Genomic DNA, 14,863 nt, shown 5'->3' on the forward strand with positions numbered 1-14,863 from the left:
CTCACGATGTCTAACAACTGCGGCGTGCGGTCACTTGCAGGTCTCAGAACCTACAGGCGACCACTGACAATCGGTGCCGCGAGGGCCTTCGACCGCACTCACCAGCTGGTCTTGCGGTGCAACGCCCACATCATCATGATCGTCGACGGGTCGAGGGCCTGCTCGCCGCCGGAGATGTCCTCGCTGGCCGCCACGAACTGCCGGCCCTGCCACAGCGGGATCAGCCGGGAGTCGTTCACGAGGAACTGCTGGGCCTGCTCCATGTCCTTGACCGTCTGGGCGCGGTCGCTCTCCGCGCGCGAGTGGGGCAGCAGCGTGTCGGTGATCTTCTTGGCCGGGTAGGGCGTGCCGAGCGCGTTGTGCTCACCGACGAACGGGGCGATGAAGTTGTCCGCGTCCGGGAAGTCCGGGAACCAGCCGCGCCCGAACACCGGGTACTCCCCCTTCTGGTAGCCGACCACATAGGTCTTCCAGGGGCGGCTCTTGAGGGTGACGGTGAACAGCCCCGAGTCGTCCAGCTGGCGCTTCAGCTCCTGGAACATCAGCCCGGTCTCGGAGCCGTAGCGGTCGGTGGTGTACCAGAGGGTGAGCGGGACGCGCTGGGTGATCCCCGCGTTCGTGAGGATCTTGCGGGCCTTGGGCACGCTGGGGTCGCCGTACTCGTCGAAGAAGCCGGTGGAGTGGCCGGTCAGGCCCTTCGGGACCATCGAGTACAGCGGGTCGACGGTGTCCTTGTAGACCTTGTGTGCGATCGCGCCCCGGTCGACGACCTGGGCCACGGCCTTGCGCACGGCGGGCTGCTTCGCCCAGGGGTCCTTGGGGTTGAACACCAGGTAGCTGATGTCGGTGCCCGCGCCGTCGACCAGCTGCAGGTTGGAGTTGGCGTGCTGCTGCAGCGCGACGATGTCGTCGGCGGCGAGACCGCGGTAGGTGACGTCGATCTGCTTGTCGCGCAGCGCCTTGACCATGCCCGCGGAGTCCTGGAAGTAGCGGATGGTCACCGCGTCGTTCTGGCGCTTGGCGAAGCCCTTGTAGTTGCCGTTGCTGACCAGGACGGCCTGCTTGTCGTCCTCGTACGACTGCAGCTTGTACGGCCCGGAGCCGAAGACCTGGTCGTCCTTGCGCAGCGAGCGGGCCGGGTAGTCGTCCGGGTCGACGATCGACATGGCCGGCGTGGCCAGCACGAAGGGGAAGGTGGCGTCGGACTTGTTGAGGTGGAAGACGACCCCGCGGTCGCCGACGGTCTCCACCCGGTCCAGGCTGCCGAGCAGCCCGGCGGGGCCGCCGGGGGCGTTGATGGTGCGGACGCGGTCGATGGAGTGCTTGACGGCCTCGGCGTTCAGCGCGTCGCCGTCGGCGAACTTCATGTCCGAGCGCAGCGTGCAGCGGTAGGTACGACTGCCGGCGTCCGTGAAGGAGCAGCTCTCGGCGGCGTCGGGCTGCGGGGTGGTCGCGCCGTTCGGGTAGGCGACGAGCGTCTGGTAGATGTTGCGGAACAGCTCCCAGGAACCGTCCCAGGCCCCGGCAGGGTCCAGCGTGCTGGGGGCGCTGGTGGTTCCCACGACGATCGGCCCCTTGCTGTCGGGATCGCCGTCGGACAGCAGACTGCAACCCGCAACCAGGGATATGGACGCGATCGCCGCGACTCTCCGCAGGAATCGGTTCCGGTTGAACACGCGCACGCTCCTCGATCTGCCATACCAAGGGTCGGCAGACCTTATCGCAGCGATCGGTCCCCTGAACCTCCCCTGAAACAGCACTTCTTGATCGACTTCGCGATGACGACGTTGTCAGTCCGCTGTGCGGATACCGGGGGGCGTTCCGGGCGTCGTTCTGTCCGAAAATCGACGCCCGGAACTTGAGCTCAGACTCCGGCGTTCAGGAAGAGGCCGCCGTCCACGACGAGCGTCTGACCGGTGACCCAGTCGGACTGCTCGGAGGTGAGGAAGGCGGCGGCACCGCCGATGTCGGAGGGCACGCCGAGCCGGGCGAGCGGGTAGGAGGCGGCCGCCTCCTCCTCCCGGCCCTCGTACAGGGCCTGCGCGAACTTGGTCTTGACCACGGCCGGCGCGATCGCGTTGACCCGCACCTTCGGGGCGAACTCGTGCGCGAGCTGCTGGGTCAGGTTGATCATCGCGGCCTTGCTGACGCCGTAGGCACCGATGAACGGCGAGGGCGCGAGGCCCGCGATCGAGGCGATGTTGACGATCGCGCCGCCGTTGTCCTTCTGCCAGGCGTGCCAGGACTTCTGGGCGAAGCCGAGCGCGGAGATCACGTTCGTCTCGAAGACCTTGCGGGCGACGTTCAGGTCGAGGTCCGCGATCGGACCGAAGACCGGGTTGGTGCCCGCGTTGTTGATCAGGAAGTCGAGGCGGCCGAAGGCCTCCATGGTGCGCTCGACGACCTCGCTCTGGTGGTCGAGGTCGTGCGCCTTGCCGGCGACGCCGATGACCCGGTCCGAGCCGAGCCTCTCGACGGCCTCCTTCAGGGCGTCCTCGTTGCGGCCGGTGATGCACACCCGGTCACCGCGGGCGACCAGCGCCTCGGCGACGCCGTAGCCGATGCCGCGGCTGGCGCCCGTGACGACGGCGACCTTGCCCGACGGCTCGGGGAGTTCAGCGGAAGTCATGTACCCGTTCCCTTAGTTGAGCGGTCCGCCGGCGACGTACAGCACCTGGCCGGAGACGAACCCGGCCGCCTCGCCGGTGAAGAAGGCGATGGCGTTGGCGATGTCCTCGGGCTCGCCGACGCGCTGCACCGGGATCTGGGTGGCGGCGGCGGCCTTGAAGTCGTCGAAGCCCATGCCGACGCGGTCGGCGGTGGCCTTGGTCATCTCGGTGGCGATGAAGCCGGGGGCGACGGCGTTGGCGGTGATGCCGAACTTGCCGAGCTCGATGGCGAGGGTCTTGGTGAAGCCCTGCAGGCCGGCCTTGGCGGCGGAGTAGTTGGCCTGGCCGCGGTTGCCGAGCGCCGAGGAGGAGGAGAGGTTGACGACCCGGCCGAAGCCCGCGTCGACCATGTGCTTCTGGACGGCCTTCGTCATCAGGAACGAGCCGCGCAGGTGCACGTTCAGGACGGTGTCCCAGTCGGAGACGCTCATCTTGAACAGCAGGTTGTCGCGCAGCACGCCCGCGTTGTTGACCAGGATCGTCGGGGCGCCCAGCTCCTCCACGATCCGGGCGACGGCCGCCTCGACCTGGGCCTCGTCGGAGACGTCGGCGCCGACCGCGATGGCCTTGCCGCCGGCGGCGGTGATCTTCTCGACGGTGTCCTTGCAGGCGGCCTCGTCGAGGTCGATCACGGCGACCGCGCGGCCCTCGGCGGCCAGCCGTACGGCGGTGGCGGCGCCGATGCCGCGCGCCGCGCCGGTGACTACCGCGACCCGCTGTTCAGTGGTGGACATTGCTGCTTCTCCTCGCCCTTGAGAGAACTGTCGGGGCCCTCGGAAGTGAGCCCCCCATGCGGTGAGCGACCGCTTAGTACCTTCAGCACACGTGACGCTAGAAGCCCTGGCACCCGGTGTCAACGGCACACCGGGCCGGTGTGATCCATTACCTCACCAGGAGGTCCAGCAGGCGCTCCGTCTCGGCGGCCGGGTCCGCGGTGAGCCCGGTGTGCACGGGGCCCGGCTGCACGACGGTGGAGCGGGGCGCAATCAGCCAGCGGAACCGGCGCCCCGCGTCGTCCGCGGCCGCCTGACCGGCCTCCTCGCCGCCCGCGCAGTGCCGCTCGATCGCGCCGAGCGCGGCCCGGACCCCCACCACGTCGGCCCGCGGGTCGAGGGCGAGCAGCCGGGCCTCGTCCAGATGGGTGCGGGCGCCGACGAAGCCGCGCGCGCGGCAGTAGACGACCACGCCCGCGTTGACGCACTCGCCGCGCTCCACCCGCGGTACGACCCGCAGCAGCGCGTACTCGAACACGTCCCGGTCGCCACCCTGGCCCGCCCGGGTGATGTGCCGCTCGGTGACATGGCCGGCCATGTGGATGTGCCGCTCGCTCACTTGCCCTCCTCCGCCGCGGAGCCGATGCCGGTGATCCGCTCGGTGATGACGGCCGCCCGCGCGAGCAGCGGCCGTGCGTAGGCCCGGCGCAGGTCGTCCGGGGTGTCGAAGCCGGGCTCGTCGGTGAGCCAGGCGTCGGGGATCTCCGCGGTGACCTCGGCGAGGAGGTCCTCGGTGACCCGGGGCGCCAGCTCGGCCGCGGCGGCGGTGACGTCCGGGGCGAAGCGGGCGAGGGCGTGGTCGCAGGCGTCGTAGGGGCGGGCCGCGGAGGCCGAAGCGGAGGGCCAGTTGTGGTGCCAGATCATCGTCGCGCCGTGGTCGATGAGCCACAGCTCGTCGCGGTGCACGAGCAGGTTGGGGTTGCGCCAGGACCGGTCCACGTTGTTGATCAGGGCGTCGAACCAGACGATCCGCCCTGCCTCCTGGGGGCCCACCGGGAAGGCGAGCGGGTCGAAGCCGAGGGCGCCGGAGAGGAAGTCCATGCCGAGGTTGGTGCCGCCGCTGGACCTGAGCAGGTCCTGCACCTGCTGTTCGGGCTCGCCGAGCCCGAGGACCGGGTCCAGCCGGACGGTGACCAGCCGGGGCATCCGGAAGCCGAGGCGGCGGGCGAGTTCGCCGCACACCACCTCGGCCACCAGGGTCTTGCGGCCCTGTCCGGCGCCGGTGAACTTCATGACGTAGGTCCCGAAGTCGTCGGCCTCGACGAGCCCCGGCAGCGAGCCCCCCTCACGCAGGGGCGTGATGTAGCGGGTCGCGGTGACTTCCTTGAGCATCGCCCCAGGTTACTGGGGCGCCGGTGGCCGGACGACAGGTCACCCACAGGCGTGGCTCACCGCTGTCACACCTCCGAGCGACGAAGATCTGAGTGCCCGTCTGAACAGGTGGTGCGTCAGGACCGTACCCCTGGACGGATCACGAGAAATTCCGCGGAAGGGAATCCCACATGAGCAGCGCAACGCCCCAGCCACTCCCGGGACCGGCCCGCCGTACGGTCGTGGCGGCAGCCGGAGCGGCCGGGCTCGCCGCCGCCCTGACCGCCTGCGGTTCGGGCGACAGCTCGTCCGACACGGTCAACACCGGGGCCGGGTCCGGTTCCTCCGGCTCCACCGGCACGACGGGGAGCACCGGCTCCACGGGAGCCCCGCAGGGCAACGGCGGCTCCGCCGGGGGCGCCGCGCTCGCCAAGACCTCCGACATCCCGGAGGGCGGTGGCAAGATCTTCAAGGACCAGGGCGTGGTCGTCACCCAGCCGGCCGCGGGCCAGTTCAAGGCCTTCTCGGCCAAGTGCACCCACCAGGGGTGCGCGGTGGGCAGTGTGGCGAACGGCGTGATCGTCTGCCCGTGTCACAACAGCCACTTCTCCGCCGCGGACGGCAGCGTGAAGCAGGGGCCCGCGACGCAGCCGCTGGCCGAGCAGAAGATCAGCGTCTCCGGCAATGAGATCAAGCTCGCCTGAGCCGCCTCAGCCGCGCCCGCCCGGCCGTTTCAGGCAGCGGAGCACCTCGTCGGTGGACGTGACCGTGGCGACCAGCGCGAGGGTGTTGCGGATCAGCGCGGGGGTGTAGTCGGCGGGCACCCCCGCGACGGCATCGGCCGGGACCACGGCCGTGTAGCCGAGGTTGACCGCGTCGAACACCGTGTTGGGTATCGCCACGTTGGCGGAGACACCGGTGACGACCAGCGTGCGGCAGCCGAGGTTGCGCAGCAGGGCGTCCACGTCGGTGCCGTGCAGCGGCGACAGGCCGTGCAGCCGCCGTACGACGAGGTCCTCCGCCGCGACCTCGATCGGGGGCGCCACCCGGACCGCGGTGCTGCCGGTGAGCTGCTGCACGGGGAGCCGTTCGGCGGCCCGGAACAGCCGCGCGTTGCGGCTCGCGCCCCGGCCGTCCGGGCGGCGTTCGGCGACCGCGTGGACGACCTGGACACCGGCCTCGTGGGCGGCGGCCACCAGCCGGGCGACGTTGTCCAGGGCGCCGGAGGAGCGGGCCTCCCGGGCGAGCTCGGGCAGGGCGCTGTCCGGGCCGACGACCCCCTGCTGGCACTCCACGGTGAGCAGGACGGTACCGGCGGGGTCGAGGAGTTCGCTGAGTTGTGCGTACGTCGGCATGGCGCGCCCCTTCGCAGACGACCGGTCGAACACGAACCGTGCGGAAGTGAACCGTGCGGAAATGAAACGTGCGGAAATGAAACGTGCGGACGTGAACCGTTCGAGAATGACCCGTTCTCTTTTCTGACGTGTTGTCAGAGGATCATCCGGACACGATAGTTCTCTTGCACGACGTGGGAGAAGAGGGGGCCGCATGACCGTCACTCAGCAGCGCCGGGGCAGGAAGATCATGATGACGCCCGGGGAGCTGGACGAGTTCCTCACCACCCAGCGCACCTGCCGGGTGGCCACCGTCTCGGCGGACGGCACACCGCACGTGAGCGCGCTGTGGTTCGCCTGGGACGGCAGCTCGCTGTGGCTGTACTCGGTGGTGCGCAGCCGGCGCTGGGCCCAGTTGCGCCGCGATCCGCGGGTGGCGGTCGTGGTCGACTCGGGCGAGGAGTACGACCAGTTGCGCGGGGTCGAGCTGTCCGGCCGGGTGGAGTTCGTGGGCGAGGCGCCGCGCACCGGCGAGCTGTGCGCGGAACTGGACACGGCGGAGACGCTGTTCGCGCGCAAGAACTTCGGCCTGGACGAGATGCCGCACGACGGCCGGCACGCCTGGGCCCGGCTGACCCCGGAGAAGATCGTCTCCTGGGACTTCCGGAAGCTGGGCGGGGCGTAGGGCTCAGCCGAGCCGCTGGGCCGCCGTGCGCAGGGCCTCCACCGCCGCGCGGATCGAGGGGCGGCGGTCGGCGTCCGCCCGCCAGACGACGTACACATGGCGGCGCACCCGCTGGCTGAGCGGGATCATGACCACACCGTCGGGCACCGGGTGGCGGCCCAGCAGCGGGGCGATGCACACCCCGAGCCCGGAGGCGACCAGGCCGAGCTGGGTGTGGGTCTCCCCCGCGCGGTGCCCGACGATCGGCTCCACGCCCTTGGACCGCAGCGTGAACATCAGCCACTCGTGGCAGAACTCGCCCTCGCCCCAGGTGATCCACTCGTCCTCGGCGAACTCGGCGAGGTCCACCTCGTGCCGGTCGGCGAGCCGGTGCCCGACGGGCACGGCGACGTCGGCCGGGTCGTCCAGCAGGGGCGCCTTGACCAGGCCGTCGGGCACCGGCATCGGCTTGTTGTACCAGTCCAGGACGACGGCGAGATCCAGGTCGCCGCGCACGACCGCGGCGATGCCCTGCTCCGGTTCCAGTTCGCTGGAGCGCACCCGCAGCCCGGGGTGGGCGGCCCGCAGGGCGCCCAGCGCCGCGGGGAAGAGCCCCCGGGCCGCGGTCGGGAACGCCGAGAGCCTCAGTTCGCCGACGACCTGCCCGCGCTGCGCCTCCAGGTCGGACTCGGCCAGCTCGACCTGGGACAGGATGCGCGCCGCGTGCTCCGACAGCAGCCGGCCGGCGTCCGTGAGCCGCACCCCCCGGCCGTTCTTGGCGAGGAGCTGCTGGCCGACCTCCCGCTCCAGCTTGCCCAGCTGCTGGGAGACCGCGGACGTGGTGACGTGCAGGGCGTCGGCCGCCGCGCTGACCGAGCCGTGCCGGGCGAGGGCGTCCAGGGTGCGCAGGCGCTCGAGGTTCAACATGTAAGTGATTCTAAGAGGTACCGCGTGAGAATTCTCGATTGTGCTACGAGGTTGTCGTTTAGCATCGTGTAGGTCATGAGCACAGTCACCACTCCCCGCACCCGGTCCGCCGGGTCCTCCGCCCCCGTCCGGCCCCGCGTCCGCCTCGACTGGCGGCTCCGCTTCGGCGCGCTGTCCCTGATCTGGGGCTTCAGCTTCCTGCTGATCAAGGTGGGCACGGACGGCTACGCGCCGTTCCAGGTGACGCTCGGGCGGCTGGTGTTCGGCACGGCGGTGCTCGGGGCGGCGATGGCCGTCAAGCGGGAGCGGCTGCCGCGCGGGGCCCGGCTGTGGGGGCACATGGCGGTCGCCGCGTTCTTCCTGAACGCCCTGCCGTTCTCGCTGTTCGCCTACTCGGAGCTGACGATCCCCTCGACGCTGGCGGGCATCTGCAACGCCACGTCCCCCCTCTGGGGGATGGCCCTGTCGATGGTCGCCCTCTCCGAGGACCGGCCGACCCGGGTGCGCGTGGCCGGGCTCGGTCTCGGCTTCATCGGGGTGCTGACGGTGCTCGGCGCGTGGCAGGGCTTCCACGGTCTGGACGCCACGGGCACGGCGATGGCGCTGCTCGCCTCGCTGAGCTATCCGGTGGGGTGGATCTACGTCCGGCGGACGCTGGCCGGCGGGGGTGACTCGCATCTGTCGATGACGGGCGCGCAGCTGCTGCTGGCCACGGTGCAGTTGGCGGTGGTGACACCGCTGTTCACCTCGTTCCCCGCGCACTTCTCGCTGGTTCCGCTGCTCGCGATCGCCGCGCTGGGGGCGTTCGGCACGGGGCTCGCGGTGCTGATCCAGTACGGGCTGGTGGCCGAGGTCGGGCCCACCACCGCGCAGATGGTCACGTACTTCATCCCGGTCATCGCCACGGCCGCGGGGGTGGCGATCCTCGGGGAGTCGCTGCGCTGGAGCACACCGGTGGGGGCCGTGGTGGTGCTGGCCGGGGCCGCCCTCACCCAGCTGCGGCCGAGGAAGGACGCGTAGGGGCGGCAGGCCGCCGCGGGGCCGGCGTCAGTAGCGCTGCGCCTTGGCGAGAACGGGCGTCAGCTTCGGCTCCTGCGGCTGGTGACTGAAGGCGATGGGCTGGTCCTTCTGCCCGGGCTTGAGGTGCTCCGCGCCGACGTACCGCGTCTCGACCACCTTGCCGTCGGCGTTCTTGAAGTCGACCTGCACGGCGTAGGAGGCTTCGCTGTGGGTCTTGTTGATGATCGTGACCAGCACGGCGAGCACTCCGCCGGTCTGTGCTCTCGGCATGCCCGTCATCGAGACCTCGGACATCGCGTTGCCCTGGCCACTGACGTTCTTGAGGGCCTGTTGCGCCGCGGTGCTCCTGCGCTGGGTCTCGGCGTCCACCGATGCCTCGAACTCCGAGGCGCGGGCCGAGGCGGACGACGCCGCCGCGGATGCGGAGGACCGGGCCGAGCTGATCGCCGCGGAGGCCGAGGACGCCATGGCCGACGGCGGTGTTCCGGAGAAGGACGAGGCGTTCGGCGTACTGGAGGCGCTGGCCCGGGGTGACGGGCCGGTCTGCTGACCGTTTCCGTTGCCGCAGGCGGCGAGAGTGCCGGTGAGCAGGAGGGCGCCGAGGGCACCGCCCACGGCGACCCGGCGCCGGGCCCTTCCGGAGCCGCTGAGTCGTCTCACGGCCATGGTGCCGTCCCTGGGGTCGATGGTCATCTTCCCCCATCGTCGGGGCCGGGTTCGCCGGACGCGACTCGAGCGGTCGGGCACCGGCCCCGCTCCACCCGGACGGAGTCCCCTGAAAGCGCCCCGCATGCGCCGCCGGTGGGCCAGGGGGCGTCGTTTGGATCAGCCCGGGTCCGCGACGCCCGGCACGGCACCTCGCCGCGTTGTCGGACCACCCGAGTACGCCCAGTACGCGGGTGATCCTCCGCCTTGCGATGCACCGCACCGGACGCCGCGGCCTGATCCGACCTGATCCAAACGAAACCCCCTAGCCGTACACCCGCGCCGGAGACGGGCGTACCGCCGCCGCCACCGCGTCCGCCAGCGGGGCGATGTCCTGCGGGGTGAGCGTCGAGACCGTGAGGCGGATGCCCGGTGGCGACGCGAGACGGAACCGGGCTCCCGGGGCGACCGCCCAGCCCGACCGCACGAGACGGGCCACCGCGCCGGTCTCGTCGGGCACCGGCACCCACACGTTCATCCCGCTGCGGCCGTGTGCCGCGACTCCGCGCTCCGCCAGCGCGTCGACCAGTGCGTCCCGCCGCGCTCCGTACGCCTTCGCCACCGCCTCCCGGTCCACCGCGCCCTGCGTCCACAGCCGGACCACGGCCCGCTGCAGCAGCAGGCTCACCCAGCCGGGGCCCAGGCGCTGGCGCCCCCGCACCCGGTCCACGGTGACCACGTCACCGGCGACGACGGCCAGGCGCAGGTCGGGGCCGTAGGCCTTGGCGACGGAGCGGACGAAGGCCCAGTGCCGGGTGACGCCCGCGAGAGGGTGCGGCGGAAGGCCGACGATGCCGTGCCCGTGGTCGTCCTCGACGAGCAGGGTCCGCGGGTGGTCCCGCAGCACCGCGCGCAGGGCACGCGCGCGCGTGGCGGTGACCGAGGCGCCGGTCGGGTTCTGGGCGCGGTCGGTGACGATCAGGGCGCGGGCCCCGGACTCCAGGGCGCGGCGCAGGTCGTCGACGCGGGGACCGTCGTCGTCCAGGCCGACCGGGACGGTGCGCAGCCCGAGGGCGGGGATCAGGTCGAGGAGGCTGCCCCAGCCGGGGTCCTCCACGGCGACCGCGTCACCCGGTTTGAGGTGCGCCAGGAGGATGCGCTCGATGGCGTCGAGGGAGCCGGACGTGACGGTCAGCGGGCCCGCCGGTACGCCGTCGGCGTCCAGCTCGGCGCGGGCGATGCGGACGAGATCGGCGTCCAGGGGGTCGTCGCCGTACAGGACGGGACGGCGGTCGCCCTCCTCCGCCGCCGCGGCCAGGGCCGGGGCGAGGCGGGGCAGCAGCTCAGGGTCGGGGTTGCCGGTGGACAGGTCACGGCCGCCGGCGGGGACCTCCACGCGGAGCTCCTCGCGGCCGGTGGTGGCGGGCCGGGGCCGGATCCGGCTCCCCCGCCGGCCGGCGGTCTCGATCACCCCGCGCTCGCGCAGGGTGCGATAGGCGGCGGCGACCGTGTTCGGATTCACCCCCAGCCGGGCCGCCAACTCACGCATGGGTGGCAGAAGTTCGCCCGGCGCCAGCTCCCCGGCACCGACCGCGCGCTCGACACTGGCAGCGATCTCGGCTGCACCACGCCCTTCGATCCGATACTCTCCTAGCACAAACAACATTATGCACTAGTGCAATAAAGATCGCCACACAGCTCGCAGCTCGTCAGGGAAGGACCCGTCATGCAGGTGACGACCGGGGAACGGCCGCAGTCCGCCGCCTACACCCCCACCGACCGCACCACGCCCACCCGCTCCGCGGACCGGGCGTCGTACGACCGGGAGCTGGTGCACGCGATATTGGACGAGGGATACGTCTGCCACCTCGGCTTCGTCCGTGACGGCGCCCCGGTGGTGCTGCCGACGCTGTACGGCCGGGTCGGTGAGCGGCTCTACGTCCACGGGTCCACCGGTTCGCGCCCGCTGCGGATGACCGGCGCGACCGACCCGGGGCTGCCGGTCTGCCTGACGGTGACCCACGTCGACGGGCTGGTGCTGGCCCGGTCCGCCTTCCACCACTCGGTCAACTACCGCTCGGTCGTGGTGCACGGGGTCGCGCACGAGGTCACCGACCCCGAGGAGCGGCGGCTGGCCCTGGACGCGCTGGTGGACCACGTCGTACCGGGCCGCGCCGCCGACTCCCGGCCCGCGAACAAGAAGGAGCTGGCCGCGACCGCGGTGATCCGGCTGGACCTGGAGGAGGTCTCGGCCAAGGTCCGCACCGGTGGCGTGAACGACGAACCGGAGGACCTCGCCCTCCCCCACTGGGCCGGGGTCGTCCCGCTCCGCAAGGGCTACGAGGCGCCCGTCGCCGACGCCGGCCTGACGCCCGGCATCGAGCTGCCGGACTACCTGGCGGCGCTGTAGAACCGGGCCGTCGCACGGAGGCAGGTCACACCGGGGCCGGTCAGGCGGAGGCCGGTCAGACGGGGGCCGGTCAGACGGGGGCCGGCGCCCTGCGGCCGGCTCCGCGGGCCTCGCTCACCGCCAGGCCCGCCACCGCGCCGAGCAGGAGCAGGGTGCCCGCGACGGTGGCCGCCGTGAGCCGCTCCCCGAGCAGGGCGACGGCGAGCACGGCCGCGGTCACCGGCTCCAGCAGCATGATCACGGAGACGGTGGCGGAGCGTACGACGGCAGCTCCCGCGAAGTACAGGGCGTAGGCGAGGGCCGTGGGCACGGCGGCGATGTACATCAGGAGCCACAGCAGCCGGGCCGGGTGCGCGGTGTGCGGGAGCAGCCCCTCGTGGACCGCGAGCGGCAGCAGGCACAGCGCGGTGACGGTGAAGGACCACACGGTGGTGTCGGAGGCGTCGGCGCCGCCGTCCCGGCCCCACCGGCGGGTGAGCAGGGTCATGGCGCCGTAGCCGGCCGCCGACAGCAGGGCGAGGAGCACGCCCGCCGGCCGGACCGTCGCGGCCGAGCCGCCGAGGGTGAGGACCGCCAGGCCGCCGACCGCTCCGGCGACGGCGAGGATCCCGCCGGCTCCGAGGCGCTCCCCGAGCAGCAGCCGGGCCCCGAGCGCGATGAGCACGGGGCCCGCACCGAGGGTGACGACGGTGGCCACGGCGAGCCCGGTGGACTGCACGGCCGCGAAGTAGGCGGTCTGGAACACGGCGAGGCCGAGGCCGGTGGCCACCGCCCGGCCGGCCCGGCGGCGCAGCGGTACGGCGGCGGCCGGCCGGACGCTCGGGCGCAGACCGCGCCCGGCCAGCAGCAGCACGAGTCCCAGCGCGCAGCGCCAGAAGGAGAGGCCGAAGGCGCCCATGTCACCGGTCCGGTAGACCAGGGAGGCGGCGGCGCCGGCGGTGCCCCAGGCGGCACCGGTGACGATCAGATAGAGCAGGCCACGCCCGACGGGCAGGCCAGTAGCAGCGTTCGACAAGGGGATTTCTCCGCAGAAGCGCACCCGAGGGTGCGGAAGTTCGAGGGCGACCCCGCTCCAGCGGGGCGCGCGGACTTCGTCTGCGGGCAGCACCGTCCCGCCGGGCGCGGTCGCGCCCGGCACGTGTCCCGGAGGCCCGCCTCAGGCGGCCGGAGGCGGAAGGACGAGTGCGTTCGACGGCATGATCGGCATCCTAGGCAGCCGTGCCCCGGGCCGACAACTCCCGTTCCGCGCCACCGCCGGCCACCGGCTCGGCGGCTCCCTTGGCGGGTGCCGAGGACTGGGCGATGAACGCGCCGACCAGCACCACGGCGCCACCGGCCACCTGCGGCGCCGAGAGGTGCTCGCCGAGCAGCACCCAGGCCAGCACGGTCGCTATCACCGCCTCCAGGCAGGCGACGACCCCGGCGACCTGCGGGGACAGCCGTCGTACGGAGAGCACGCCGGTGGCGTACGCGACGACCGTGGCGATCAGTACGATCCAGGCCAGCAGGGCGACGGCCGGTACGGCGGTGCCGTTCATGTCCGCGGAGCCGGCCAGCACCGACCAGTGCATGCTCCAGGGGCGGGCGACGAGCGTCAGCACGGCGGAGCCGACGAGCAGTCCGTAGGCGATCACGCCGAGCGGGTCGGGGGCGGTGTCGCCGGCGTCGCTGCCCTGGTCGGACAGGACGAAGTAGCCGACCTGGCAGCAGGCGGCGCCGAGCGCGCACAGCAGGCCCAGGGCGTCGAAGCTCAGACCGGACCACACCTCCACCACGCAGGCCAGGCCGCCCGCGGCGAGGACCACGCCGAGCGCGGCGGCGCGGGTCACGGGCCGCCGCTGCACGAACCGCACCCAGCCGAGCACCAGGGCGGGAGCGAGATACTCGACGAGCAGCGCCACGCCGACCGGGATGCGGGAGAGCGCGGCGAAGTAGCAGGCCTGGACACCGGCGACGGCGAGCAGCCCGAACCCGGCGAGGAGCGCGGGGCGGCGGCGCGGCAGGGCGCGGTGCCGCACGGCGAGCGGCAGCATGACCAGGGCGGCGCCGGTCACCCGCAGCCACACCACGTGCAGCGGGTCGAGGCCCGCCTCGATCAACGGCTTCGCGGCGACTCCGGACCCACCGAAGGCCAGTGCCGAGGCGAGCGCGAGACCGAGCCCCACGCCCCGGCCACGACCGCCCTGACTGCTCTCAGACGTATGCACCGGCACATGATGACAGGCGACGACAGGAGCGTCACCCTCGATGACACCTGTCTCAGGAGATGGACATCCCCGGGTCGATCCGCGTGTGCAGGTCGCCGGTGCGGATGCCCGCCCGCTCCAGGACCTCGACGGCACGGGAACCCGGGTCCGCCACGAGCGCGGCGAGCAGGTCGGTGCCGGCGACGCGGACATCGCCGCGGCGCCGGGCGCGGCCACGGGCGCCCGCCATCGCGGCGGCGGCCGCGGGCGACCAGCAGCCGGCGTGCCGGGCCTCGCCGTTACGGTCGACGGGACGGGAGACGTCGGCACCGGCCGGGCGGGGTACGTCAGGGCCGGCCGGACCGGGTACGGCGGCGAGCGCGCCGGAGTCCTCCACTCCGGCCTGCCAGCGCAGTCCGTAGCCGATGCTGCGCTGCACGAGGTAGCCGAACAGCCGGGCGAGCTGCGGCGGCCCGCCCACGGCGGCGCGGACCTCGGGGTCGTGCTCCAGGAGGGAGTGCAGCAGGTGGGCGGTGTCGATCTGCCGGTCCCCGTCCCGGACGGCCCTGCGACGGGCACCGGCGAGCACCGCTGCCAGCTCGGCGCCGAGCGCGGCATCGTCGTCCGTGTGCGCGGCCGTCTCGTCACGAGGGGCCGGGCGGGCTGTACGGGGGTGCACAACCTCCACCCCATCAGCCCCAACGGGCCGAGTCATCCACGGGCGGAACCATTTTCGCGTCCCACACAGAGTGGACATCGCCCACCGGGATCTCATCCTTGCGGAGGAGATCCGGCCACCCCTCCCCGACTCCGGCGCCGGCCGCCCACCATTTCTGACGGTTCATCAGTATTGAATGTTCGCGCCCCTGCGGCTACGTTCCGCGACACCGTAGCCCGGTACGGCCGAACCGAAGGGGTGGTCGC

At 72.5% G+C, this 14,863-nt stretch carries 16 protein-coding genes; 4 read left to right on the forward strand and 12 right to left on the reverse strand.

Annotated elements, in window-relative coordinates; all coding sequences use genetic code 11:
• Window positions 1–98 precede the first annotated feature (98 nt).
• The 5 genes from AB0N17_RS04175 to AB0N17_RS04195 all read right to left on the reverse strand — a co-directional run bounded on the left by AB0N17_RS04175 (window position 99) and on the right by AB0N17_RS04195 (window position 4,774).
• Window positions 99–1,676: an ABC transporter substrate-binding protein gene (locus tag AB0N17_RS04175; protein ID WP_366009537.1), complete on the reverse strand. Its 1,578-nt coding sequence runs from the start codon at window positions 1,674–1,676 to the stop codon at window positions 99–101.
• Window positions 1,677–1,864: 188 nt separating this feature from the next.
• Window positions 1,865–2,629, reverse strand: a complete 765-nt coding sequence (locus AB0N17_RS04180) for an SDR family oxidoreductase (RefSeq protein WP_366009538.1) — start codon at window positions 2,627–2,629, stop codon at window positions 1,865–1,867.
• 12 nt (window positions 2,630–2,641) lie between these two features.
• Window positions 2,642–3,403, reverse strand: a complete 762-nt coding sequence (fabG, locus tag AB0N17_RS04185; protein WP_366009539.1) for a 3-oxoacyl-ACP reductase FabG — start codon at window positions 3,401–3,403, stop codon at window positions 2,642–2,644.
• A 148-nt stretch (window positions 3,404–3,551) separates the two neighbouring features.
• The gene (locus tag AB0N17_RS04190) at window positions 3,552–4,001 is read right to left on the reverse strand and encodes a DUF3037 domain-containing protein (RefSeq protein ID WP_366009540.1); all 450 of its coding nucleotides are present in this window, start codon (window positions 3,999–4,001) and stop codon (window positions 3,552–3,554) included.
• Window positions 3,998–4,774, reverse strand: a complete 777-nt coding sequence (locus tag AB0N17_RS04195) for a HipA family kinase (RefSeq protein ID WP_366009541.1) — start codon at window positions 4,772–4,774, stop codon at window positions 3,998–4,000. Before AB0N17_RS04195 ends, AB0N17_RS04190 begins: the two co-directional genes overlap by 4 nt.
• 170 nt (window positions 4,775–4,944) lie before the next feature.
• Between AB0N17_RS04195 and AB0N17_RS04200 the strand changes: the two genes are divergently transcribed.
• Window positions 4,945–5,457: a Rieske (2Fe-2S) protein gene (locus tag AB0N17_RS04200; RefSeq protein WP_366009542.1), complete on the forward strand. Its 513-nt coding sequence runs from the start codon at window positions 4,945–4,947 to the stop codon at window positions 5,455–5,457.
• A 6-nt stretch (window positions 5,458–5,463) separates the two neighbouring features.
• On the opposite strand, the gene AB0N17_RS04205 is transcribed toward AB0N17_RS04200, so the two are convergent.
• Complete coding sequence (locus AB0N17_RS04205) at window positions 5,464–6,108, reverse strand: cysteine hydrolase (RefSeq protein WP_366009543.1); 645 nt, start codon at window positions 6,106–6,108, stop codon at window positions 5,464–5,466.
• 193 nt (window positions 6,109–6,301) lie between these two features.
• Here AB0N17_RS04205 and AB0N17_RS04210 point away from each other — a divergent pair, with 193 nt between their 5' ends.
• Entirely contained in the window at window positions 6,302–6,772 is a 471-nt protein-coding gene (locus AB0N17_RS04210; RefSeq protein WP_366009544.1) for a pyridoxamine 5'-phosphate oxidase family protein, read from the forward strand.
• A 3-nt stretch (window positions 6,773–6,775) separates the two neighbouring features.
• On the opposite strand, the gene AB0N17_RS04215 is transcribed toward AB0N17_RS04210, so the two are convergent.
• A complete protein-coding gene (locus AB0N17_RS04215; RefSeq protein WP_366009545.1) occupies window positions 6,776–7,678 on the reverse strand; it encodes a LysR family transcriptional regulator in 903 nt (300 codons plus the stop codon).
• 75 nt (window positions 7,679–7,753) lie between these two features.
• Here AB0N17_RS04215 and AB0N17_RS04220 point away from each other — a divergent pair, with 75 nt between their 5' ends.
• Complete coding sequence (locus AB0N17_RS04220; RefSeq protein ID WP_366009546.1) at window positions 7,754–8,698, forward strand: DMT family transporter; 945 nt, start codon at window positions 7,754–7,756, stop codon at window positions 8,696–8,698.
• Window positions 8,699–8,725: 27 nt separating this feature from the next.
• Here AB0N17_RS04220 and AB0N17_RS04225 read toward each other — a convergent pair whose 3' ends face one another.
• Together AB0N17_RS04225 and AB0N17_RS04230 are read right to left on the reverse strand one after the other, a co-directional pair.
• On the reverse strand, window positions 8,726–9,364 hold the full coding sequence (locus AB0N17_RS04225; protein ID WP_366009579.1) for a hypothetical protein: 639 nt from the start codon (window positions 9,362–9,364) through the stop codon (window positions 8,726–8,728).
• Window positions 9,365–9,668: 304 nt separating this feature from the next.
• The gene (locus AB0N17_RS04230; protein WP_366009547.1) at window positions 9,669–11,000 is read right to left on the reverse strand and encodes an aminotransferase class I/II-fold pyridoxal phosphate-dependent enzyme; all 1,332 of its coding nucleotides are present in this window, start codon (window positions 10,998–11,000) and stop codon (window positions 9,669–9,671) included.
• A gap of 69 nt (window positions 11,001–11,069) precedes the next feature.
• On the opposite strand from AB0N17_RS04230, the gene AB0N17_RS04235 reads away from it, so the two are divergent.
• On the forward strand, window positions 11,070–11,753 hold the full coding sequence (locus tag AB0N17_RS04235) for a pyridoxamine 5'-phosphate oxidase family protein (protein ID WP_366009548.1): 684 nt from the start codon (window positions 11,070–11,072) through the stop codon (window positions 11,751–11,753).
• Window positions 11,754–11,823: 70 nt separating this feature from the next.
• Here AB0N17_RS04235 and AB0N17_RS04240 read toward each other — a convergent pair whose 3' ends face one another.
• The 3 genes from AB0N17_RS04240 to AB0N17_RS04250 all read right to left on the reverse strand — a co-directional run bounded on the left by AB0N17_RS04240 (window position 11,824) and on the right by AB0N17_RS04250 (window position 14,627).
• On the reverse strand, window positions 11,824–12,768 hold the full coding sequence (locus AB0N17_RS04240) for an EamA family transporter (RefSeq protein WP_366009549.1): 945 nt from the start codon (window positions 12,766–12,768) through the stop codon (window positions 11,824–11,826).
• 193 nt (window positions 12,769–12,961) lie between these two features.
• Entirely contained in the window at window positions 12,962–13,966 is a 1,005-nt protein-coding gene (locus AB0N17_RS04245; RefSeq protein ID WP_366009550.1) for an EamA family transporter, read from the reverse strand.
• Between the two features lie 46 nt (window positions 13,967–14,012).
• Window positions 14,013–14,627: a Clp protease N-terminal domain-containing protein gene (locus tag AB0N17_RS04250; RefSeq protein WP_366009551.1), complete on the reverse strand. Its 615-nt coding sequence runs from the start codon at window positions 14,625–14,627 to the stop codon at window positions 14,013–14,015.
• Window positions 14,628–14,863 lie beyond the last annotated feature (236 nt).

It is taken from the genome of Streptomyces sp. NPDC051133 (genome assembly GCF_040682635.1).
Taxonomy (GTDB): Bacteria; Actinomycetota; Actinomycetes; order Streptomycetales; family Streptomycetaceae; genus Streptomyces.